General features: G+C 33.5%; 20 protein-coding genes. 14 read left to right on the forward strand and 6 right to left on the reverse strand.

Annotated elements, in window-relative coordinates:
- The first annotated feature begins 14 nt into the window (after positions 1-14).
- Together QW060_RS09775 and QW060_RS09780 are read left to right on the forward strand one after the other, a co-directional pair.
- Entirely contained in the window at positions 15-2,312 is a 2,298-nt protein-coding gene (locus QW060_RS09775) for an AsmA family protein (RefSeq protein WP_290363391.1), read from the forward strand.
- A gap of 24 nt (positions 2,313-2,336) precedes the next feature.
- A complete protein-coding gene (locus tag QW060_RS09780; protein WP_290363392.1) occupies positions 2,337-3,083 on the forward strand; it encodes an SDR family NAD(P)-dependent oxidoreductase in 747 nt (248 codons plus the stop codon).
- Positions 3,084-3,112: 29 nt separating this feature from the next.
- Here QW060_RS09780 and QW060_RS09785 read toward each other — a convergent pair whose 3' ends face one another.
- From QW060_RS09785 to fabG, 3 genes are read right to left on the reverse strand one after another with little or no spacing between them, the layout of a single operon-like run.
- Positions 3,113-3,946, reverse strand: a complete 834-nt coding sequence (locus QW060_RS09785) for a restriction endonuclease (RefSeq protein WP_290363393.1) — start codon at positions 3,944-3,946, stop codon at positions 3,113-3,115.
- A 3-nt stretch (positions 3,947-3,949) separates the two neighbouring features.
- Positions 3,950-4,345: an acyl-CoA thioesterase gene (locus QW060_RS09790; RefSeq protein ID WP_290364741.1), complete on the reverse strand. Its 396-nt coding sequence runs from the start codon at positions 4,343-4,345 to the stop codon at positions 3,950-3,952.
- A 48-nt stretch (positions 4,346-4,393) separates the two neighbouring features.
- A complete protein-coding gene (gene fabG / locus QW060_RS09795; protein ID WP_290363394.1) occupies positions 4,394-5,140 on the reverse strand; it encodes a 3-oxoacyl-[acyl-carrier-protein] reductase in 747 nt (248 codons plus the stop codon).
- Between the two features lie 219 nt (positions 5,141-5,359).
- Between fabG and QW060_RS09800 the strand changes: the two genes are divergently transcribed.
- The 5 genes from QW060_RS09800 (at position 5,360) to QW060_RS09820 (ending at position 12,761) form a co-directional block, all read left to right on the forward strand.
- Positions 5,360-5,842, forward strand: a complete 483-nt coding sequence (locus tag QW060_RS09800; protein ID WP_290363395.1) for a hypothetical protein — start codon at positions 5,360-5,362, stop codon at positions 5,840-5,842.
- Positions 5,843-6,118: 276 nt separating this feature from the next.
- Positions 6,119-8,665 carry an ATP-dependent Clp protease ATP-binding subunit gene (locus QW060_RS09805; RefSeq protein ID WP_290363396.1) on the forward strand — a complete coding sequence of 849 codons (2,547 nt, stop codon included), beginning with the start codon at positions 6,119-6,121 and terminating at the stop codon, positions 8,663-8,665.
- Between the two features lie 56 nt (positions 8,666-8,721).
- Positions 8,722-10,377 (forward strand): ABC1 kinase family protein, encoded by a 1,656-nt coding sequence (locus QW060_RS09810; RefSeq protein ID WP_290363397.1) that lies wholly within the window; start codon positions 8,722-8,724, stop codon positions 10,375-10,377.
- Positions 10,378-10,418: 41 nt separating this feature from the next.
- The gene (gene smpB, locus QW060_RS09815; protein ID WP_290363398.1) at positions 10,419-10,871 is read left to right on the forward strand and encodes an SsrA-binding protein SmpB; all 453 of its coding nucleotides are present in this window, start codon (positions 10,419-10,421) and stop codon (positions 10,869-10,871) included.
- 114 nt (positions 10,872-10,985) lie between these two features.
- Positions 10,986-12,761 carry an AMP-dependent synthetase/ligase gene (locus QW060_RS09820; protein ID WP_290363399.1) on the forward strand — a complete coding sequence of 592 codons (1,776 nt, stop codon included), beginning with the start codon at positions 10,986-10,988 and terminating at the stop codon, positions 12,759-12,761.
- A gap of 57 nt (positions 12,762-12,818) precedes the next feature.
- Here QW060_RS09820 and QW060_RS09825 read toward each other — a convergent pair whose 3' ends face one another.
- Together QW060_RS09825 and holA are read right to left on the reverse strand one after the other, a co-directional pair.
- Complete coding sequence (locus QW060_RS09825) at positions 12,819-13,001, reverse strand: CAL67264 family membrane protein (protein ID WP_290363400.1); 183 nt, start codon at positions 12,999-13,001, stop codon at positions 12,819-12,821.
- A 13-nt stretch (positions 13,002-13,014) separates the two neighbouring features.
- Positions 13,015-14,031 carry a DNA polymerase III subunit delta gene (holA, locus tag QW060_RS09830; protein ID WP_290363401.1) on the reverse strand — a complete coding sequence of 339 codons (1,017 nt, stop codon included), beginning with the start codon at positions 14,029-14,031 and terminating at the stop codon, positions 13,015-13,017.
- 59 nt (positions 14,032-14,090) lie between these two features.
- On the opposite strand from holA, the gene QW060_RS09835 reads away from it, so the two are divergent.
- The 4 genes from QW060_RS09835 to QW060_RS09850 all read left to right on the forward strand — a co-directional run bounded on the left by QW060_RS09835 (position 14,091) and on the right by QW060_RS09850 (position 18,180).
- Positions 14,091-14,525, forward strand: coding sequence for a type I restriction enzyme HsdR N-terminal domain-containing protein (locus QW060_RS09835; RefSeq protein ID WP_290363402.1), 435 nt, complete (start codon positions 14,091-14,093; stop codon positions 14,523-14,525).
- Positions 14,526-14,535: 10 nt separating this feature from the next.
- The gene (locus QW060_RS09840; RefSeq protein ID WP_290363403.1) at positions 14,536-15,441 is read left to right on the forward strand and encodes a hypothetical protein; all 906 of its coding nucleotides are present in this window, start codon (positions 14,536-14,538) and stop codon (positions 15,439-15,441) included.
- Position 15,442: 1 nt separating this feature from the next.
- The gene (locus QW060_RS09845) at positions 15,443-16,444 is read left to right on the forward strand and encodes a glycosyltransferase family 2 protein (RefSeq protein ID WP_290363404.1); all 1,002 of its coding nucleotides are present in this window, start codon (positions 15,443-15,445) and stop codon (positions 16,442-16,444) included.
- Positions 16,445-16,803: 359 nt separating this feature from the next.
- Positions 16,804-18,180 (forward strand): hypothetical protein, encoded by a 1,377-nt coding sequence (locus QW060_RS09850; protein WP_290363405.1) that lies wholly within the window; start codon positions 16,804-16,806, stop codon positions 18,178-18,180.
- Positions 18,181-18,232: 52 nt separating this feature from the next.
- On the opposite strand, the gene QW060_RS09855 is transcribed toward QW060_RS09850, so the two are convergent.
- Entirely contained in the window at positions 18,233-18,901 is a 669-nt protein-coding gene (locus QW060_RS09855; protein WP_290363406.1) for an alpha/beta fold hydrolase, read from the reverse strand.
- 216 nt (positions 18,902-19,117) lie between these two features.
- Between QW060_RS09855 and QW060_RS09860 the strand changes: the two genes are divergently transcribed.
- From QW060_RS09860 to QW060_RS09870, 3 genes are all read left to right on the forward strand, one after another.
- Positions 19,118-20,245 carry a DEAD/DEAH box helicase gene (locus QW060_RS09860; RefSeq protein ID WP_290363407.1) on the forward strand — a complete coding sequence of 376 codons (1,128 nt, stop codon included), beginning with the start codon at positions 19,118-19,120 and terminating at the stop codon, positions 20,243-20,245.
- Positions 20,246-20,748: 503 nt separating this feature from the next.
- A complete protein-coding gene (locus QW060_RS09865) occupies positions 20,749-21,543 on the forward strand; it encodes a porin family protein (protein WP_290363408.1) in 795 nt (264 codons plus the stop codon).
- A gap of 63 nt (positions 21,544-21,606) precedes the next feature.
- The gene (locus QW060_RS09870; protein WP_290363409.1) at positions 21,607-22,584 is read left to right on the forward strand and encodes a cation diffusion facilitator family transporter; all 978 of its coding nucleotides are present in this window, start codon (positions 21,607-21,609) and stop codon (positions 22,582-22,584) included.
- Positions 22,585-22,595: the final 11 nt, after the last annotated feature.

The following is a 22,595-nucleotide window of genomic DNA, read 5'->3' on the forward strand; positions in this document are numbered from 1 at the left end:
AAATAGCTACCCGAATGAAAGTAAATAAACCGTTTAAAATAATCGGTATTGTACTCATGTCTCTTCTTGGTTTAGGATTGATTGGTAACTTTGGTATCAATTATCTTATCAAAATCAAACTGCCGAAGATTATAGAAGAAAAAAATGACTCTGCCTACGATTTCGTTTATGAAGATTTGAGTTTTTCTATATTTGACAACAGTCTGTCCGTAGAAAATATAAAGGTGACCCCTAAAAAAAATGCCAACATCCGAAAAGATATTGACTTCTATGGAAAAGTGGGAAAGATAAGTGTTACAGGCGTTAATTTTATTGAACTCATTAAACATAAAAACCTCAAAGCATTTACCATTTATGTGGATGATGCAGATATTACCGTCTTAAAACCGGCACAAAGAGATACTCTAAAGACAGAATCTACTTTAGCTTCTTCTGTTGACATTGACAAAATTGCGGTGAGAAGAGCTAATCTCAAAATCATGACTTCAGGAGGTGATACCCTTCTCAATCAGCTTCACAATATGAATGTAGAAGTTGACGGAGTACATATGGGAAAATATACACAAAAAAAGGATATCCCTTTTACCTATGAAAATTATCATTTCAAGATTGATTCCGTTTACAGTAAAATGAACGATTTTCAGTACATAAAATCAGGAGCAATTGCAATTGATAAGGAGAATTTTGATATGAATAATTTCCGTATTTATCCTGCCATAACTTCAAGTCAGTTCAAAAATACGGAAACAGAATCCAATACGCGTTTAAATCTGCAGGTGCCTTTGGTAAATCTAAAAAAAACCGACTGGGGATATGATCAAAATAACGATTTTTATTTAAGTATAGGTCAGATCAATATTGACTCCATCAATTTTAACATACTGGATCAGAAAAAACAAACGGTTTTTCAACAGGCAAAAAAAGATGCCGAAAAAGTAATCCAACCCTTGATTCCGTTCAGGGTAGATGTAGAAGAGATAAACATCAAGCGATCATCCTTTAATTCACTAAACGTTTTAGATGTCAATAATGTAAACATTAACATTAAAAAAATCTCTAATCGTGTAGAAGAACGCCTTTATATTGAAGAATTTAACCTGATCAATCCTCAATTGATTCACTTTCCGAATAAAGCAAAAAAAGATCATAACACCAGTCAAAAAAGCCAGCTAAACGATCTGATCGTTATCAATAAGCTCAATGTAAAAGATGCCCGTTATATTCTTAAAGATAAAACAGGAACAAAAAATACACTGACCGTTAATGACTTCAATCTTTCGTTGTTTGATATAAAAATAGATGATGAAACGGTAAAACAAAAAATTCCGTTTACCTACCAAAATCCTTACCTATCTACAGGAAAAGTTCATTTTGACAGTGGTAAAAATTATAATATATATACAAACGGAATTACAATTAAAGATCATAATGCTGTCATCAAAAACATTCAGATGAAACCTAAAGTATCCAGAAGAGCACATGCAAATGCACTCAAATATGGAGAAGATTTATACAATATAACTTCAGGAAAAATCGAACTCAACGGGCTTTCATACGGTTTTGATAATACTGAAACCTTTTTTCTGAAATTTAAAAATGTAATTCTTAATCAGGTAGATGCCAATATATACCGTGACGCATCGATACCCAATAACCCAAAAGAAAATACCTTGTACAGTAAAAAGCTGAGACAATTGGATATTGGTCTGGAAATAGGCGTTTTAAAAATTGTGAATTCAAAAATCGTCTATGAAGAAGACAGCCAGACAAGTACAGCTCCGGGTAAAATTTCATTTGCGAATTTTAACCTTACCGCAAAAAATATATACAGCGGTCATAATAAAACTTCGGGTCCTAAAACCATCATTGATGTGCATACTGTATTTATGAATAAATCAAACTTAAAAGCCAACTGGAGTTTTAATATTCTCAATAAATATGATGTCTTCAATATCAATGGTGAAATACAGCATTTTCCGGCAGAAGGTATGAATCCGTTTTTAAAACCCTATCTGAATGCTACGGCAAAAGGAACTATTGAGAAAATGCAATTTAACTTTACAGGAAATAACGATTCAGCAACCGGATTATACGGAATGCAGTTTGATGATCTGAAAATGACACTGTATAAAAAAGACGGTGTGAGTGAGCGTAAATTTTTAAATAAATTAGGAAATTGGTTCATCAGAAACGATACAAAAGGAGATGTTATGGCTGTAGAAATAAAACCTGTAAACAGACGCAAAGACTCTTCTTTTTTTAATTATTTATGGCTTTGTGTAATGCAGGGTCTGAAACAAACCGTACTTTAGTACTTTAAAAATTACATTTATTAAATGAAAACAATTGTTATTACCGGAGCTACTTCCGGAATAGGATATGCTACTGCAAAAGCATTGGCACCAAACAATCGGTTAATCATCTGTGGAAGACGAACTGAAAAGCTGCATACTCTGGCGGCTGAATTAGAAGGAATCGCCGAAGTACATATTGCAAGCTTTGACGTAACGGATAAAAAAGAAGTATTCAAAGCTTTTGAAAACCTACCTGAACCCTTTAGAACTATTGATGTACTGATCAACAATGCCGGGAATGCACACGGATTGGCAAGTTTTCAGGATGCTGACCTCGAAGATCTGGAAAATATGATTGATATCAATGTGAAAGGGATTATATTTGTAACTAAAGCATGTCTGCCACAATTAACGAAATCAGCTAATCCTCATATTATTAATATTTCTTCTATAGCAGGAAAACAGGCATATGCGAACGGTACTACCTATTGTGCCTCTAAATGGGCTGTTGAAGCATTGACAAAAGGAATGCGTCTCGACTTTTTACCTCTTGGAATAAAAGTTACGTCTATCGCACCCGGTGCCGTAGAAACTGATTTTTCGCTCGTGCGGTTTAAAGGAGATAAAGAACGTGCAGCTAAAGTATATGAAGGATACACTCCGCTTACAGCAGAAGATGTTGCTTCTACAATTGCCTTTACTGTAACTCAACCCGAACATATACAGCTCGCTGACATTACCATTTTGCCTAAAGCACAGGCTGATATTTCTACTATATTAAGAAAATAGTGAAAAAAGACTGCTTTGGCAGTCTTTTTTTATTCCTGATCACCGCATAAGTCACGGGCTTCTTCAAGTACCTGAATTTTCTTTTCTTCAGAAAATTTAAAATGATCCAGCAGTACAGGATTCCTGACAATCTCTTTAACCAACAAGCAGTTTTTCTCCAAAAGGAGTCGTTCTTCTTCATCTGTCAGTGTAGTAAGACAAGTGATAGGATACATTGTAAAATCATCTGTTAATGATTTTATGTTTCGCTTTGGTGGGTAGTTCCACGATATTAGTTCAATATCATAATACTCCGCAAAAGCAATACTGTCAATCGTAAAAAAAGCATTGGTAATAAGAAAACCTTTTGTAGGTTGCAATTTTTTACCAAAAAAATCAAAGGTATGTTCTTTCAGATCATTAAATCGGGATAGAAAATACATAGGAGTTGTGACACTGATTTTGGCATCCAGATCGTTCCTGAACTTGCATTCACAAATCAGCAACTCACTTTTGCGCGAAGCCAGCACATCTATTTCATGAGTTACAGCACTTCCCTGCAACGTTTGACTGGTAATAGCATCATAACCCTGCGTTTGCAATATCTTAGCCATCCATTTTTCAAAATAATATCCCTCAGGTCCCAACGCTTTTATTGCATTTTTAAGACTATAACGCGCAGCAAAAGAATGACGGAGTTTTTTTAATTCTGCAAAAGCAATTTCATATAACTTTTTAGTAGAAATACCATCAAACATTTCTCTTTCTACGACTTTAAAGATCGACTGTGATTCATTTTCATTTGCACCTGAATTTTTAAGAGAATACAGTAAACTATCCGGATTAAAAGGCACCAGATCTCCTGAATACTTTCGTACATTCATAGTTTATTTCTTTAGGTTGATTCTGTTTTTAACATATTCTACCTCTTTCTTATGGTGGGGCTTTGGTTTGCCGTTTTCATCGAGATTCACCATAGTAATATTGCTTACAGTAAGAATCATTTCATGTGTCATTTTATTTCTTACTTCACTTCTTAATACAATAGACGTTGTACCAAATTTCACTACCTCAATACCAATTTCTATAATATCGCCCTGTCTTGCTGAGCTCATAAAGTTAATTTCAGACATGTATTTGGTAACTACATGTGCATTTTCTAACTGTATGATGCTGTATAGCGCAGCTTCTTCATCAATCCATGCTAACAAGCGCCCACCAAATAAGGTATTATTAGAGTTTAAATCTTCCGGTTTTACCCATTTTCTTGTATGAAAATTCATCATAATACTAAAGATTAAAAAAGGCTCTAAAAGAGCCTTGATTATATATTAAGTCAGCATCCCACCGTCAACATTTAAAACCTGACCAGTGATATATGCAGATAAATCAGATGCTAAAAACACACAGGCGTTGGCTACATCTTCAGGAGTTCCTCCTCTTTTCAATGGGATCGCATTTGCCCAACCTTTAACAACATCTTCTGCCAGTTTTGCTGTCATTTCGGTTTCAATAAACCCAGGCGCAATCACATTACAACGGATATTTCTTGATCCTAATTCCAAAGCTACTGATTTAGAAAATCCTATTACACCCGCTTTAGAAGCTGCATAATTGGTCTGCCCTGCATTTCCTTTAACCCCAACAACAGAACTCATATTAATAATAGATCCTTTTCTGTTTTTTAACATAGTTTTCTGTACCGCTTTTGTCATGTTAAAAACCGATTTCAAATTAACATCAATTACGGTATCAAAATCATCTTCTGACAAACGCATTAAGAGATTATCTTTAGTTATTCCGGCATTATTTATCAGAATATCGATATTACCGAACGTTTCCAATACCTGATCAACAAAAAGCTGTGCTTCATTAAAATCTGCTGCATTTGATTTATATCCTTTTGCCTGAACACCTAATCCGGTAAGTTCTGCTTCAAGCGATTTTGCCGCTTCTTCAGACGAACTATAAGTAAAAGCAACATTTGCTCCTTGCTGAGCAAAGACTAATGCTACTCCTCTACCGATACCTCTGGTTGCTCCTGTAATTATGGCTGTTTTTCCTTCAAGTAATTTCATTCTTATATAAATTTAACTTTTCATCTGTCAGGCAAATATAATTATTTTGACGGCATTTTAAAGAACAATTTAAAATCAACCCTAAAATGCTATGAATAAATATATTACTCAAATCGGTTGAAGTTAATGCCTTTGCTTTGTAGGATTTTAACACATTTTATTTAGTAAAATACCCTATGCATTACATACAATTTAGTATTTTTACGTAAAAATAAGAATATGAAAAAATTAATCATTACCACAGGAATTTTATTAGCCGGATTGCTACAGGCAAATGCACAAAGACCGGTATCACAGAACGCTATTGGTTTAAGACTGAGTCTTAATGAAACAGTAGGTCCTGAAATCAATTACCAACGTCTCCTATCTGATAAAAACCGATTGGAACTTGGTTTGGGCTGGAAACAGACAAAACATGTAGATGCTTTTAAATTAAGTGGAGTCTATCAGTGGTTATGGAATATTGAGGGAGGGTTTAACTGGTATGCAGGTGTTGGTGCAAGTGTTGGTAGCTGGAACGATGATCATAGAGATAAAAGTGGTGCTATACTGGCTCTTGCAGGACAGATAGGAGTTGAGTATCATTTCAACATACCTCTACAGGTATTTGTAGACTTTCGCCCGGAAATTTATTTAACCGATTATTACAAAGACAACAATTTTGGTCCTGATTTCGGATTAGGAGCACGATTCAAATTTTAAAAATAAAAAAGGTTTAGTAAATACTGCTAAACCTTTTTTATTTCAGGGAGATAACCAATCGTTCCGGATAACCGGGAAAAAAAATCAAAACTTATTTGAAAAGTTCTAAATCAAATATTCTGTAATTAAATAATATTTTCTTAAATTCAATAATACGTTATATCATCTTTACAAATGTCTTGTAACATATTCAAAGATTTAAAAACTGACATTTTTAATTAAGGAATAAAATTTGCTATAATATTATAAAAAAGTATTCACCCTAAATAAATTAAAATGGACGATAATTTTTCACCAAGAGTAAGAGAAGTCATTACTTTTAGTAGAGATGAAGCTTTGCGATTAGGGCACGATTATATAGGTACAGAACATATAATGCTGGGTATTCTCAGAGAAAACCAGGGCGAGGCAATCACTATATTAAACAATTTGGAAATTGATTTGGATTTTTTACGAAATCGCTTTGAAGCACTGATTCCGGAAAATCCGAATAAGATTTTCAATGCAGAAAAAAAGAATATTCATCTTACAAAGCAAGCTGAAAATGCTTTAAAAAGAGCCTTTTTAGAAAAGAAATTATACAAAACAGATGTTATCAATACTGGGCATATACTGATGTCTATCCTGAGAAATACGGAAGATCCTACAACGATACTTCTAAACAGGTCGCGTATTGACTATGAAATCTGCAAAGAACAGTTTACTGCTATCATAGGCAACAACGGAATGATGGGCGAAAGTGACAACAATCCGAAAAATGAAGCTTATGACGAAGGAAATGATGACAATATGTCAGACGGTTATAATACACCACAGGGAAATAAAACCAAAAAGAATTCAAGAACACCTGTTCTTGATAATTTTGGACGGGATTTAACAGAACTGGCAGAACAGGGAAAATTAGATCCGGTGGTGGGACGTGAGAAAGAAATTGAACGTGTTTCACAAATTCTGAGCAGAAGAAAGAAAAATAATCCGCTGCTGATCGGTGAACCCGGAGTGGGTAAATCTGCTATTGCAGAAGGACTTGCACTGCGTATCATTCAGAAAAAAGTATCCCGTATTCTGTTTAACAAGCGCGTTGTAACTTTAGATCTCGCAAGTCTTGTAGCCGGAACAAAATACAGAGGACAGTTTGAAGAACGTATGAAAGCGGTAATGAATGAATTAGAAAAAAACACTGATATCATTCTTTTTATCGATGAAATTCATACCATTGTAGGTGCCGGTGGCGCTACAGGATCTCTTGATGCATCCAATATGTTTAAACCTGCGTTAGCGCGTGGCGAAATTCAATGTGTAGGTGCAACTACACTTGATGAATACCGTCAATATATTGAAAAAGACGGAGCTTTGGAACGTCGTTTTCAAAAAGTAATTGTAGAACCTACTTCTGTAGATGAAACTATTACGATTTTAAACAACATCAAAGCAAAATATGAAGATCATCATAATGTAATTTACACTCCTGAAGCTGTTGAAGCCTGTGTAAAGCTCACCAACAGATATATGTCTGACCGCTTTTTACCGGACAAGGCAATTGATGCCTTAGACGAGGCTGGTTCAAGAGTACACATTACCAACATTCATGTACCTCAGGATATACTGGATCTTGAAAAAGAACTGGAAGAAGTACGCGAAAAAAAATCAAATGCAGTAAAACGCCAGAAATACGAAGAAGCTGCTTCTTTAAGAGATGACGAAAAGCGAATCGAAAAAGATTTGGCTATTGCACAGGAGCGTTGGGAAGATGATGCAAAAAACAATAAAATTACCGTTACAGAAGAAAATGTAGCAGATGTGGTTTCTATGATGACCGGAATACCGGTTAACAAAATCGCACAGGCAGAAAGTAAAAAATTAGCTCAACTGCCTGCAGCTATCAAAAACAATGTAATCGGTCAGGAAGAAGCTGTTGCTAAAATTGCGAAATCCATCCAGAGAAACAGAGCAGGTCTCAAAGATCCGAATAAACCTATTGGTTCATTTATTTTCCTTGGACAAACAGGTGTCGGAAAAACCCAATTAGCAAAAGTAATTGCTAAAGAAATTTTTGACTCCGAAGACGCACTCATCCGTATTGACATGAGTGAATACATGGAAAAATTTGCAATTTCAAGATTAGTAGGTGCACCTCCGGGATATGTCGGGTACGAAGAAGGCGGACAATTGACAGAAAAAGTAAGAAGAAAACCGTATTCTGTGATCTTGTTAGATGAGATTGAAAAAGCCCATCCGGATGTATTTAATATGTTATTGCAGGTATTAGATGACGGACATCTTACAGACAGCTTAGGTCGTAAAATTGATTTCCGAAATACCATTATTGTAATGACATCAAATGTAGGAGCTCGTCAATTAAAAGATTTCGGTCAGGGAGTTGGTTTTGGTACAAAAGCAAAACAGGATCAAATCGATGACAATGCTAAATCTGTAATCGAGAATGCCTTGAAAAAAGCATTTGCCCCTGAATTTCTTAACCGTATAGATGATGTAATTGTATTTAACGCTTTAGAAAAAGAGCATATACATGAAATCATCAATATTGAAATCGAGAAAGTATATAAACGTGTAAAAGATCTTGGATACGATCTGAAGCTCACAGAAAAAGCGCTTGATTTCATTGCTGAAAAGGGATTTGACAAACAATATGGAGCGAGACCACTTAAACGGGCAATTCAAAAATATGTAGAGGATGCCTTAGCAGAAGAAATTATTAATGGTAATGTTGCCCAAAATGATACCATTGTAATGGATCTCGATCCTAAAAATCAGCTTCTGAAAGTAAAAATTAAAAATTCTAAACCTTCGGTTGAAGAATAAAGAATAAAAAAGTAGTAAGAAACTTACTACTTTTTTTATCCTTTTAAACGAACACAATGAATCATATCAGAAAAATAAAAAGGCTCGGTAACATTTTTAGTATTTTGTGGAAATACGGATTTGATGATGTTATTTCCAGAATTGCCAGCGAAAAATACCTTCCGGACGGTTTCGTAAAGAGCAAACGCGGAGAGCAGATTTTTCAATTAAGTATTTACGAACGGATACGTCTGGTATTGGAAGAACTTGGTCCTACCTATATCAAATTCGGTCAGACATTCAGCAACCGTGAAGATCTGATTCCTAAAGAACTTTTGACAGAACTCGAAAAGTTACAGGACAAGGTACCGGCTGAAAAGATGGATCTGATACAAAAAATTGAAGAAGAACTTTCTATACAGGTCAGCGATCATTTTGAATATATCGATCTACAGCCAATTGCCTCTGCCTCTATTTCTCAGGTTTATAAGGGAAAGCTTCTCAATGGCCAAGAGGTCGTAATTAAAGTAAAAAGAAGTGGTATCGATACTGTAATCCATTCTGATCTGCTTATCATGAAAGATCTGGCACAACTGCTTGAGAATTATTATGAGGCAGCCAAAAAAATGAATTTGCTACAAATCATTTCCTCTTTTGAAAATGCCATTCTCAAAGAACTTTCGTTCAAAAATGAATTTCAGAATATTGAGCAGTTTCGCAGAAATTTTTCACAAAGCCAGCAGGTAACTGTTCCGAAAACATATAAAGAATATTCGAATGATCGCCTTTTGTGTATGGAGTTCATCGATGGTTTTAAGATCAATGACAAACAAAAAATTCTTTCTTTGGGCTGGAATCCGGATGAAATTGCCCAAATAGGACTCAATGCTTATCTCAAACAAATTCTGGAAGACGGTTTTTTTCATGCTGATCCGCATCCCGGAAATATCTTATTACTCGAAAACAAACAAATTGTATTTATAGACTTTGGCTCCGTAGGTCAGATGATGGTGTCTGAAAAAGAAGAACTTGAAAATCTTATCATCAATTTTTTATTGAAAGATGCCAGACGCATTATTAAAAATGTAAAAAAATTAGCCATCTCTTATAATATAAAAGATGAAAAAGCGCTTGAAAGAGATATTCATGAAATTTTTACCCATCTGAACAGTTCTTCATTGAAAGAAATCAATGCCGGAGCAATCCTAAACCGATTAAAGTCCATTCTTGCCAATAATAATGTACTCATGCCGGAATATATTTATCTTTTGATGCGCGGTATTACGCTGATTGAAGGTATAGGTAAACAGCTGAATCCCGAACTGAACATCAGTGACAGCATTCAGCCTTACATAATAAAAACAGCAGGAAAGAGATTTTCTCCGGATAAAGTAGCTCAAAAAGCGTTTAAAAACATTCGGTTGATAGCAGATACTTTGCAGGAGCTTCCCGAAGAAACCAATCGGCTTTTTGAAAAAATAAAAGATGATAAATTACTGATTAATCATGAAGTAAAAGGTCTGGAAGATATCCGTAAAACCTTGCAGAATGTAGCCAACCGACTAACGTATGCCATTATCATTGCAGCACTTTCCATAGGTTCTTCTATACTGCTTATGGCCCATATACCACCATTGTTGTTTGGCAATTCCGTTTTAGGATTATTAGGATTCCTTGTAAGCGGCTTTTTAGGACTCATCATTATTTATTCCATCTGGAAAAAAGACAAATAACAAAATATTGCTTAATATAGGAAATAGCGTATTTTTGTACTATGCTAAAAACAGTAAACATACTTAATAAACGTGCGAAATACGAGTACGAGATTCTCGAAAGATATACTGCGGGTATTGTTTTGACAGGAACGGAAATCAAATCAATTCGTTTAGGAAAAGCAAATATTGCCGATAGCTTTTGCGAATTTCAGAATGGTGAATTATTTGCCATCAATACGCATATTGAAGAATATAGCTTTGGAACACATTACAACCATAAAGCAAAAAGTGAAAGAAAACTACTTCTGAATAAAAAAGAATTAAAATCACTTTTGAAAAGCGTACAGAACAAAGGATTAACTATTATTCCGCTGCGCCTGTTTACCAATGAAAAAGGATTGGCAAAACTGGATATTGCCTTGTGCAAAGGAAAGAAAAATTACGATAAACGCGAAACGATCAAGGATCGTGAAAATAAAGTCAACCTCGACAGATTAAAAAAAGCATACTAAAAAGTATGCTTTTTATTTGAAATTGAATTAAAAATTGTATCTTAATTACTATAAAAAAAATAAAAAACTTTATCAATTTTTCACCAACTAATATCAGGCTAAAATTCCGCTCTAATGAATACAGTAAACAGACTATTTGACGTACCTTATTATGCAATGGATACTTATAATCTGGAGGATTTATTTGTTACCAAACAAAATAACAAATGGATCAAAACATCCAATTCAGAATTTATAGAAAAGGCAGTTGCTGTTTCCAAAGCCCTTATCCACTTAGGAATACAGCCTAATGATAAAATAGCATTGATATCCACTAACAACCGTACAGAGTGGAATATTATGGATACTGCTGTTTTACAAATAGGAGCTCAAACAGTACCTATCTATCCAACCATTTCAGAAGATGAATTTGAATATATTTTTAATCATTCAGAAGTCACCTATTGCTTTTTATCGGATCAGATGTTATTCGATAAAATTACATCCATCAAAAATAAAATTCCGTTGATAAAAGATATTTACACATTTGATACGATCAAAGGTGCTAAAAATCTTTCTGAATTGATCGAATTAGGGAAAAGTTTGCAGAATGAAGAAGAACTTGAAAAAAGAAAATCAGCTGTTAAAACGGAGGATCTTGCTACCATAATCTACACCTCAGGAACTACAGGTAAACCCAAAGGTGTGATGCTTTCACATAAAAATATCATCTCTAATTTTCTGGGTTGTCAGGACAGAGTTCCTTTAAAAATAGGAAAAGACCGGGCTATGAGTTTTTTACCCTGCTGCCATGTTTATGAACGTATGCTTTTGTATCTGTATCAGTACAATGGAATCGCCATTTACTTTGCCGAATCCATAGACAAAATAGCGGCTAATATTGTAGAAATAAAGCCTAATGTAATGTGTGTGGTTCCCAGATTACTTGAAAAAGTATATGATGCGATTATTGCAAAAGGTACAGCTCTGTCAGGGCTTAAAAAGAAAATTTTCTTTTGGGCAGTGGGTGTTGGAGAAAAATATGAACCCTACCACCGAAACGGCTGGTGGTATAATCAAAAACTTAAGATGGCCCAAAAACTTGTTCTCAGTAAATGGAAAGAAGGACTTGGAGGTAATCTTGACCTTATAGTATCGGGCAGCGCTCCATTACAGCAAAGATTGGGTAAAATATTTTCTGCTGCAGGTATGCTCGTGATGGAAGGTTACGGACTTACAGAAACTTCTCCTGTAATATCTGTAAATAGTATGGCCAACCACGGATTCAAATATGGTACTGTAGGGAAACCGCTTTCTAATCTGGAAGTAAAAATTGCGGCAGATGGAGAAATACTTGTAAAAGGAGACTCCATAATGTTAGGATATTACAAAGATGAAGAAAAAACCGGAGAGGTACTCAAAGATGGTTTCTTTTATACGGAAGATATTGGGGAACTGGATAAAGACGGCTTCCTGAAGATTACGGACCGTAAGAAAGAGATGTTCAAAACCTCCGGAGGTAAATATATTACGCCACAGAGCATTGAGAATAAAATGAAAGAATCCCGTTTTATTGAACAGATTATGGTGGTTGGGGAAGGAGAAAAAATGCCGGCTGCCTTTATACAACCCGACTTTAATTTTCTTAAGGAATGGGCAAAACGTAAAAATATAGCTATCGGCACTACCAATGAGGAAATTGTTACGAACGAAAAAGTAATAGAACGCTATAAGAAGGTACTTGACAGCATCAATCCAAGTTTTGGACATTGGGAACAAATTAAAAAATTTGAACTTACACCGGATGTATGGGGAGTTGACAATGGACTTCTCACCCCTACTCTAAAACTGAAAAGAAAAATCATCAAAGAAAAATATAAAGATTTATACGCAAAGATGTTTCAGAAATAACGCAATAAAAAAGTCAATAGCAAGCTATTGACTTTTTTATTACTTTAAATCCTTTTACTAAACCCTGCCTTTTAAAGCGTTGAATACCCAGGCAATAGCCAAAAATCCAACACCGGTAGCACCAAATCCATACCCGGCTATATCGGCATACTTATAAATGGCGAGCCCTATTAGCAGGCATCCCATTATTATCATAATAATAGCAGCATATCCAAGTATTTTATTTTTGTTGAGTCCCATGGTCTTTTTTTATTTAATTAAAAATTTTTGCCAGCATCTCGCTTAGCAAATCATAATGAGGTAGTGCCGTAGCGCCTACTCCCTTACTCTTTAAATCAAACTCTCTTAAATAAGAGATGTTTCTGCTGGCTGTTTTCATCGGGTAGTTTCGTACCCCAGACTGATAATCTTTCAACGCATATTCACTTATTTTGAGTTCTCCGGCAATCATTTTCGGGTTTACCTGAGCATTTTTATAAATCATCCCATGATACTGAAGTAATTTAGAAAAATAATTGTAGGTTAACCCCATCGTAAGTACAAAAGGATTGTTTTTGGTATTCTGAGAGAAATAATAGGCAATCTTATACGCTGCTGTAGTATTTTTTTCCGCAATTGCTTTGATTAATTCAAAATTGTTGAATTCTTTACTGATCCCTATATTTTCTTCAATATGATCGGGTGTAATCATCGTTCCCGATGGCAAAATAATCTGAAGCTTGTTCAGTTCATTCGCGATTTTATTGAGATCTGTTCCTAAAAACTCTACCAGCATAGCGGCAGCCTTAGAATCGATCGTATATTTTTTAGAAGCTAATACCTGTTTCAGCCAGCCTTCAATCTGGTAATCTCTGAGTTTTTTACTTTCAAAAATCAATCCGTGTTTCTGCAGACTTTTATATACCTTTTTTCGCTTATCAAGTGTTTTGTATTTATAACAAAAGACCAGAATGGTTGTAGGCTGTATTGCATCAAAATAGGCATCAAACTGATCAATAGTCTTGATAAGATCCTGTGCTTCTTTTACAATTATGACCTGATGATCAGCCATAAGAGGAAATCGTCTGGCATGGGATACGATATCATGTATGGTTACATCTTTTCCATACAAAACCATCTGATTAAAACTTTTTTCTTCTTCTGTTAATACATGATCGGCTATATAATCCGTTATTTTATCAATGTAGTATGTTTCTTCACCCATTAAAAAATAAACAGGCTTGAAATTCTTCATTTTAATATCGGCAATGATTTTTTTTACTTCTTCCATAATCGTTATCCTACAAAACAGCAGTTGGTTTTAATGGCATTTATAATTATTTTTGTCACATGCAGACATTAAATTTCCCATCTTTTCAGTTCCGCTTCAAAAATAGTGAAAATAAGCTGTTTGTCTTCGATGAAATCAGGAAAAAATTTGTACTACTCACTCCTGAAGAATGGGTGAGACAACATGTGGTACAGCATTTGATTCAGGTAAAACACTATCCGAAGTCTTATATAAATGTTGAAAAACTTGTAAAAGTAAACGGACAGAATAAACGATATGATATTGTGGTGTTTAATCCTGACGGCAGCATTTTTTTGCTGGTGGAATGTAAGGAACCTAAAGTAATAATTTCACAGGCAACCTTTGATCAGATTGCCCGGTACAATTTGAGCATGAATGCTAATTTTTTAATGATTACCAACGGAGTCAGCCATTATTATTGTAAATTAGACCACGAAAATAAAAAATATCAATTTTTAAATGATTTGCCCTAACACAAAGCAAATGAAAATTATATATATATACCCACTATTACTATCCATTGTGTTAATTTCATGTAAGAAAGACACAATTACGCCTAATGAAGACGCATTTAACGATTCTCTATCAGAAATAAGTTATTCTGATAATCCTGAATACCAATTATCCAATAAAGATGCACAGGAATATATTTCTATCCTGGAGCGCAAACAAAAAGATCTCAAAAAGAAATTACGCAGTGCCAGAGGTGAAGAAGCCAATAAATTATTTAATGAATACCATAAAATTCTTAAAGAGCTTTTAGATTCACTTAATATGTCTGAATCGAAGGCACTCAATGAATATCACTTATGGTCGGATAATAATCTGCCGGACAGTATAAAAAAGAAAGAAAAATTATACGATAAGTTAGGTATTTATTTTAAAAATGAAGACAGTACTCATTATTCACTTTCTTTTAAAGCAGGATATTTTTATGGTATCTTTAAATATAGAGTTACTTCAGATCTCAATGCCTTTTTGAAACTTAAAGCTGAGGATAAGAAAAATCCGTTTATGGTAAATGATAAAGTAGAAGTTTCATGGGATAAAATACGGGAAAGGCTTATTGTATGGGAAAATTTTATACGTAAATATCCGGATTCAAAATATATGGATAAGGCAAAAAAGACTTATCTTGATTATCTGAATGTTTATTTATTCGGCACTACAACAATGCCAACTTTTGAAAATTCTTCTAAAAAGATCTTACCTGAAAGAGAGCAGGAATATCTTTTGATGGTTCGGAAAAATCCTAAAACAATATCAGGAAAAATTACAAAAGAATATTTAGACTTTTTGTATACCAATACTAAAGCATATAAGTCTGATGAGTTGTTTACAAAAGCAAAAGAACACGTAAAGACCATTTCTGAAAATTATTTAAAGTAAAATGAAAGAAATAGCGGTCGTTATTTTGAATTGGAATGGTAAACAATTATTAGAGCAGTTTCTTCCCACACTTATTGAATTATCTGAAGATGCTGCTATTTATGTAGCTGACAATGCTTCTACAGACAATTCATTAGAATACATTGCTGAATTTCATCCCACTGTTACCATTATATCCAACATGGCTAATTATGGCTACGCAAAAGGATATAATGAAGCATTGAAATACATCAAAGAACCTCTTTACTGCCTCATTAATTCGGATATTGAAGTCACAGAAAACTGGTTGAAACCAATACAGCAACTCTTTGCTTCCGATGAAAAAATCGGAATCATACAACCTAAAATATTAGATTACAAGAATAAAGTAAATTTTGAATATGCAGGAGCGGCTGGCGGTTTTATAGACCGTTACGGTTTTCCTTTTTGCCGGGGACGCCTATTTGATACCATTGAAAAAGACCAACAGCAATATAATGATATAGCTCCTATATTCTGGGCATCCGGTGCCTGCTTTTTCATACGACAAACTGTTTTTAACCAATTAGAAGGATTTGATTCCGTTTTTTTTGCTCATCAGGAAGAAATTGATCTGTGCTGGCGCGCCTATAACCAGAATATTAAAACATATTATTGCGGAAAATCCACAGTATATCATGTAGGAGGAGCAACTTTAAAAGTTTCTAATCCACAGAAGACTTTTTTAAATTACCGCAATTCGCTTTTAATGCTGTATAAAAATCTGCCCAACAATAAAAAATTTGGTATTCTTTTTAAACGCTTATGCCTGGACGGTATATCAGGAGTTCGTCTTATGTTACAACTCCGCCCCCTACACTGCTTTGCGATTATAAGATCTCATTTTGCATTTTACGGGTTGATTTCATCCTATAAAAAGAACATTCAAAATAACAGCAAAGCGAATTACTACTACACAAATAGCATTATATGGGAGTATTTTATCCGGAAGAAAAAATATTTTGCTGACATTAAACGGGTATAATCTCTTTATCATTATAAATGCCTATGGGCAATTTAATACCAAGTAATAACAATACCTTCACTTCGATTATATAAGCCCTTTTCGTCTTTGATAAGAACAATTTTAATGTGTTTTATAGTTCTATCTGACTTGTGTAGGTTTGCAATCATATTTCTACAAATTGCATTAACTTTTCTTTACTCTTTAAAATGCTTCTTATAAAATTCTTCTATAAAAGTTCCTCTTATATTCTCATATATGTATTTTGCTAGTTTATTGTATTTTGTTAATATTCTGTTTATAAGATTTTTAATTAAATTTAATTAAATAATTTTTAAGCTTTTATCTTAGATAGGTATTGCGATTAAAATATAGTAAATATGATAAAGGTTTATATCGACTGGAATGTGATGTCTGGTATGAGAAATGGAAAATTGGAAGAGTTCACAAATATAATAACAAATAAGAATAAGTTTTTACTCGTTTATTCAACCTCTCACATAAGTGATATTTTTGCAAGTATAAAAGAAGGAAATGATAATAAAGAAGAAATAAAATCTGATTTAGAATATATTACTTATCTTACAAATAACCTTTGTATCGTAACAATACCACAAAGTTTTACAGTTGATTATTATGACCCAAATGAATTATTTGAGGAGGAATTTGAAAACAAAAAGTTATTGTCTGATTTTTCAATAGATAATCTGCTGGACTATAATATTTATGGTGAAGATTTTATTAAAACATTAAAAGAACTACCTCTTGATGATGATTTTAAACAAGCATTAGATGATCAAAACAATTCTCAGTATTTAGATAAGTTATTTCCTGATTTAAACACTAATCCAACAATTGGTGGATTTTTCAAAAGTTATAATAAAATGTTTAATGATTCAATGAAAACAGAATCATTTAAATATGTAAAAAAAATAGTACAAGAAATTGGATTAAATAGTGGATATTTTAATGATAATAAAAATCCATTTGATTTGATTGAAAAAGCATATAAGAAATACGGAATGACGCCTTATGATAACATAAAACCTTGTACATATATTCCTGAGTGGTTCAATAATCTTACAAATGATTATATAATATTAGATATACATGGATATAAAGAGGATAAAATAGAAGTACAAGATAGACATAAGAAAACTTTTAGAAATACGCTTGAAGATTCGTCACATACTGCATTTGCATCCAGGTTTGATTTTTATATCACCCTAGATAATAAAAGTATTAAAAAATCACAAGCTGTGTATAATAAAAATAAAGTTTTCACTAAAGTATTAAAGCCTACTGAATTTGTTGAATATTATAAAACTTACTTAAATAGAAATACAGTAAATGAGCATTTTTCAGACATAATATCAACTATTTGTAAAGGAGAAAACTTTTATTCTCTGATTAATAAAGAAAAAATTGTAATTGGTGCTGAAAAAATAACATGTGAATACTTTTTTAATTATTTCAATAAAATATCTTTATTTGAACCTGAATATAGTGACTCAGTTTTTGTGTTGAGTAGAAATAATGCATCATTTCCAACTATTACATTTATAAAAGAAATACAATTCTTAATAAACTTATTTATTCATGAAATAGGAAACGATATAAATAATAGAGGATTATTTGAGTTTGACGAATTTCTAGAAGATGATATTTGGACAATTAGAGAATGGAAAACTAATAAGGGTACAATTATCTTAAGGAGAAACCTTGGATGGTTACAATTGTACTTTTATAAAATATAATAATACCGCTAATTTTTAGAGAGCATTTAAGTTTTTCCTTTTTTTTATTATTTTATTTTGAAAATGAAATAAATTCATTACCTAATTTTTCCTGTAGTATTTTATTTATCTCATCTGCTTTATTTAATGTCATTAAATGGCCTCCATCTTTAATGACAGCGTCAGTCCTAATAAAACATAATGGAAGTATATAATCTGCTGTACCGTGAATATGAAATATATTTGTTGGCTCAGTCTTGTTTTGCCAACAGATAATTTTATCAATTGCCCATTCCAAAAATACTTCGTCTGTATCAATAAGAATTTCTTTTAAAAGTTGTTTCTCAGAAATTGATTTAGTTCCAAAAATCCAGTTTGTAATAAAATTAGATGTTTTTAAAAGTTTTACAGGCAAAAATTTATGAATCCCAAACATTCCAAAATAACGATAATAGAAAGGTATTTCATTTTTTATTTTAGCAGAAGCTAGTAAAATTATATTTTTCGTTTTGATTTGTTTTGCTACTTCAACAGCAATAATTCCGCCAAAAGACAATCCAATTAAAATTGGTTTGGTTGTTTTTATTTGATCCAAAAGACGTTTAGCATATTCTTCTATTTTTTCTGTTTTCTGAGGAATTATCCACTTAATAAAAACTGGATGAAAACCTGAAAAGTCAAGATTTTTAAAAACTCTTTCATCCGCACCAAGGCCACTAAAAATATAAATTTCTTTTGTCAATTTTATTTCAATTAGGAAGGAACCATTTACTTATATACCTTATACTCATAAGTAAAAAATATTCCTCTATCAGACACACTTCTCCATACAAATGCTAATTTATTAAAAAATAAATGAGCTTTATCAATTTACAATCTTATATATTCAAATGATTCCTTCATTAGTCAAAGCAAATTATTCCATAACAATGCCTATCTTTGCCTTTTAAATCAATCTATGTCATTTCAATCATTAGGCTTATCGTCACATATTTGCAAAACTATTAACAACTTAGGTTTATTAAAACCTTTTGAAATACAAACGCAAACCATTCCTCTTATTCTGAAAGGAAAAGATGTGATGGGAATTGCAAAAACAGGATCGGGAAAAACACTTTGCTTTGTGGCCCCATTACTTCAAAACATTCAGCACCAAAGCTATGAAAAAAGCCGTAATATTAAAGTTCTGGTTTTGGTACCTACACGTGAACTTGCGGTGCAAATCGAAAATAGTTATGAAGATTTACAGCCAGCACTCAGACGTCCGGTTCAATCAATGGCTGTTTACGGAGGAACCTCTATTAATCCTCAAATGAAAAAAATGTACGGAACCGAAATAGTAATCGCTACTCCGGGACGTTTGCTTGATTTAATCGATCAAAATGCATTATCCATTAAGGAGATAGAATATCTGGTGATAGATGAGGCCGACAAAATGTTTCAATTAGGATTTGAAGATGAAATGAACCGTATTTTAAAAATGGTTCCTGAAAAAAAGCAGACCATTCTATTCTCAGCCACCTTAAATGAGAAAGTAGAACATATCAAAACGACTCTGAATATTAATCCTGAAGTAATTGAAGTAAAGGAAGAAGTTACAGATCTGGAATCTATTGAGCAATTGGCATATCGTGTCAATGCAGAAAAAAAAGGACCTTTCCTGCGCTATCTTATCAAACACGAACATATTTCTCCCGTCTTAATATTTGTATCGTCAACACGAACAGCAGAAAATCTCATTGAAAAACTCAGGAAAAATGGTATCAATGCTTTGGCTGTCCACGGAAATAAATCTCAGGGTGCCCGTAGGGTTAACCTGGAAGACTTTAAATCAGGAGAAGCAGATGTATTGGTCGCTACCGATCTTATTGGCCGCGGAATACATATTGACCATCTTCCTTATGTTATTAATTATGAATTGCCCCGATCTCCACAAGATTATGTACACCGTATCGGGCGTACAGGGCGTGCTCATGAAAAAGGAAAAGCAATTTCCCTTATTACTACAGAAGATGAGCACCACTTTAAAATCATTCAGAAGAAAATGGGACGTCAGGTATCTGTTTTAGATACGGACAACATTTAGCTTCATGGATATTAGTTTTTTAATTAGAATAAACCAATATTAAATATTACACTCAAATAACATTATATTTTAAAAGTTATTTGGGTGTTTTTTTTATTTTAAAACCTTATAAGAGCTCATACTATCTAAGGCTTTATTATATCAACATCCATACTCTCCTCATTGCAATGATCAAGATTGGCTTTTGATAACTGAATTGCTATCAATGAGCTGTGAATATTACAAATTAAATCAGGAAAATTGCAATACGTTAGCTTACAATATGGTGGAAATTTGTAATGTTTAATAACAGTAAAATATTGAGAAATCAGGGATATACATAATGTGGGTACATTAAAATTGATTTTGTTATATAAACTTTACTATGGTAGTTTTAGAAACATGTCCCATTCACCTATTTAAATATTATCTCAAAAAATAACGCTATTCAAAGGGTTCAAGATCAATCAACAAAACAATACTGTATAAACAAAGGTAAAATAACAACTTAAAAAAATAAAAAAATGAAAAAAATTATATTTTCAATAGCAGTAGCAATAGTTTTACTATATGCACATAAAACAACAGCTCAACCATGGAGCATAGGAGCCCGCGGAGGGCTTGCCATTCCTAATCTTAGTGCAGGCAGCGGATCTGAAGTTAATCCGTTAAACAAAGGATACAGCTCGCGTGTTGGCGCAGGATTTGGTGTTTTTGTAGAAGTTCAGACCAGTAAACTTTTCTCCTTACAGGCAATGGTAGAATATTCGCAACAAGGAGGTCAAAAAAATGGCTTTCAGGCTATTCCGGTTCCAAAACAGATTGCACCTTTACTTGGTGCACAGGGACCTCGTTATTTGTATGCAGATCTTGACAGTAAAGCTAAACTCAATTATTTGATGGTTCCGATATTAGCTAAATTTGGCTGGGACTTAGGAGCGCAAAAAAAATGGAGAATTTATGCAGGCGCAGGTCCGTTTGCAGGTTTACTGTTAAGTGCAAAACAAGTAACGAGTGGTAACAGCCAGGTATATTTTGATGAAGATAAAACCAAGCCTGTTCCTGCCAACCCTACTAATCCATCTGCCGGAATTCTAACTTTGCCTTTTGATAATACGCAAAACATCGAAGATCGCATCCGTTCCTTTAATTTTGGACTTTCAGGTAATATAGGTCTTACATTTAAAATGAAACGCAATGCTATTTTTATTGAAGGTGGTGCTAACTATGGTCTTATCAACATACAAAAGGGTACAGCAAACGGGAAAAATAAATCCGGAGCAGCAACAATAATGCTGGGTTATGCCTACAGTCTGTAATAACACATGAGGATATTTTTATTCTCATGTGAATGTTGAGAATAGTAATTTATTTTATAAAAAATGACACAGAATCACAACCATTCTGAAAACAGCAACCCCGATACCAATACTTCAGTTGATCATTTGCATGAAGAGGTCGGCAAGAAAAACACAGCATTGTCCTTAGCATTTTGGATGAATGTACTGTTTTCGATTATTGAACTCATAGGTGGTCTGCTTACAAATTCTACCGCTATCATTGCAGATGCTTTTCACGACTCAATGGATGCTATTGCCATTGGAATTGCTATTTTGCTTGAAAAATTTTCCAATAAAAAACGCACGTCTTCTTTTTCTTATGGTTATAAACGTTTTTCAATGTTATCAGCTTTAGGATTATCTGTCTTTTTATTGATCGGTGTCACAGGTATGGTCATCAGTGCTTACAAATCGTTTCTTGAACCGAAAGAGGTAAATAGCTTGGGTATGCTGGGGCTCGCCATATTGGGAGTTATGGTAAATGGATTCGCTTTTTTGAAAATTAAAAAAAGTAATAATACGCCAAATGAACATTCCCACAACCATAACAATAACCGTAATCATAACAGCCGTTCCATCATGCTGCATCTATTGGAAGATGTATTGGGCTGGATTGCTGTTTTGATAGGAGCTATTCTGATCTACTTTACAGGTTGGAGCTGGATTGACGGAGTTCTTACAATAGGTATCGCAGCCTATATCGGATATAATGCAGGTAAAAACCTTTTAGGAATAGCAAAGATAATGTTGCAATCTGTTCCTGAGAATGTAGATATCGGTAAGTTAGAAAAAGAACTTACTGCTTTAAACGATATTATCAAAATTCATGATGTACATATCTGGAGTCTTGATGGCAACTATAACGTAGGTACATTACACGTCGTAATAGACAAGAAAAATATGGACGCTCAGCAAATGCTCCATCATCAAATCGTCACATTAATGAAACAACATAATATCCACCACCCAACTGTCCAGATAGAAATAGCTGACAATAATTGTGGTTTAGAGCAGTGTTAGAAAATACTATC

The organism is Paenimyroides ceti (assembly GCF_030409925.1).

What these genes read in the sequence shown, in the direction of transcription:
- QW060_RS09775 (WP_290363391.1), top strand. Translation starts at nt 15, where the DNA reads ATGAAAGTAAATAAACCGTTTAAAATAATCGGTATTGTACTCATGTCT.
- QW060_RS09780 (WP_290363392.1), top strand. Translation starts at nt 2,337, where the DNA reads ATGAAAACAATTGTTATTACCGGAGCTACTTCCGGAATAGGATATGCT.
- QW060_RS09785 (WP_290363393.1), bottom strand. Translation starts at nt 3,946, where the DNA reads ATGAATGTACGAAAGTATTCAGGAGATCTGGTGCCTTTTAATCCGGAT.
- QW060_RS09790 (WP_290364741.1), bottom strand. Translation starts at nt 4,345, where the DNA reads ATGAATTTTCATACAAGAAAATGGGTAAAACCGGAAGATTTAAACTCT.
- fabG (WP_290363394.1), bottom strand. Translation starts at nt 5,140, where the DNA reads ATGAAATTACTTGAAGGAAAAACAGCCATAATTACAGGAGCAACCAGA.
- QW060_RS09800 (WP_290363395.1), top strand. Translation starts at nt 5,360, where the DNA reads ATGAAAAAATTAATCATTACCACAGGAATTTTATTAGCCGGATTGCTA.
- QW060_RS09805 (WP_290363396.1), top strand. Translation starts at nt 6,119, where the DNA reads ATGGACGATAATTTTTCACCAAGAGTAAGAGAAGTCATTACTTTTAGT.
- QW060_RS09810 (WP_290363397.1), top strand. Translation starts at nt 8,722, where the DNA reads ATGAATCATATCAGAAAAATAAAAAGGCTCGGTAACATTTTTAGTATT.
- smpB (WP_290363398.1), top strand. Translation starts at nt 10,419, where the DNA reads ATGCTAAAAACAGTAAACATACTTAATAAACGTGCGAAATACGAGTAC.
- QW060_RS09820 (WP_290363399.1), top strand. Translation starts at nt 10,986, where the DNA reads ATGAATACAGTAAACAGACTATTTGACGTACCTTATTATGCAATGGAT.
- QW060_RS09825 (WP_290363400.1), bottom strand. Translation starts at nt 13,001, where the DNA reads ATGGGACTCAACAAAAATAAAATACTTGGATATGCTGCTATTATTATG.
- holA (WP_290363401.1), bottom strand. Translation starts at nt 14,031, where the DNA reads ATGGAAGAAGTAAAAAAAATCATTGCCGATATTAAAATGAAGAATTTC.
- QW060_RS09835 (WP_290363402.1), top strand. Translation starts at nt 14,091, where the DNA reads ATGCAGACATTAAATTTCCCATCTTTTCAGTTCCGCTTCAAAAATAGT.
- QW060_RS09840 (WP_290363403.1), top strand. Translation starts at nt 14,536, where the DNA reads ATGAAAATTATATATATATACCCACTATTACTATCCATTGTGTTAATT.
- QW060_RS09845 (WP_290363404.1), top strand. Translation starts at nt 15,443, where the DNA reads ATGAAAGAAATAGCGGTCGTTATTTTGAATTGGAATGGTAAACAATTA.
- QW060_RS09850 (WP_290363405.1), top strand. Translation starts at nt 16,804, where the DNA reads ATGATAAAGGTTTATATCGACTGGAATGTGATGTCTGGTATGAGAAAT.
- QW060_RS09860 (WP_290363407.1), top strand. Translation starts at nt 19,118, where the DNA reads ATGTCATTTCAATCATTAGGCTTATCGTCACATATTTGCAAAACTATT.
- QW060_RS09865 (WP_290363408.1), top strand. Translation starts at nt 20,749, where the DNA reads ATGAAAAAAATTATATTTTCAATAGCAGTAGCAATAGTTTTACTATAT.
- QW060_RS09870 (WP_290363409.1), top strand. Translation starts at nt 21,607, where the DNA reads ATGACACAGAATCACAACCATTCTGAAAACAGCAACCCCGATACCAAT.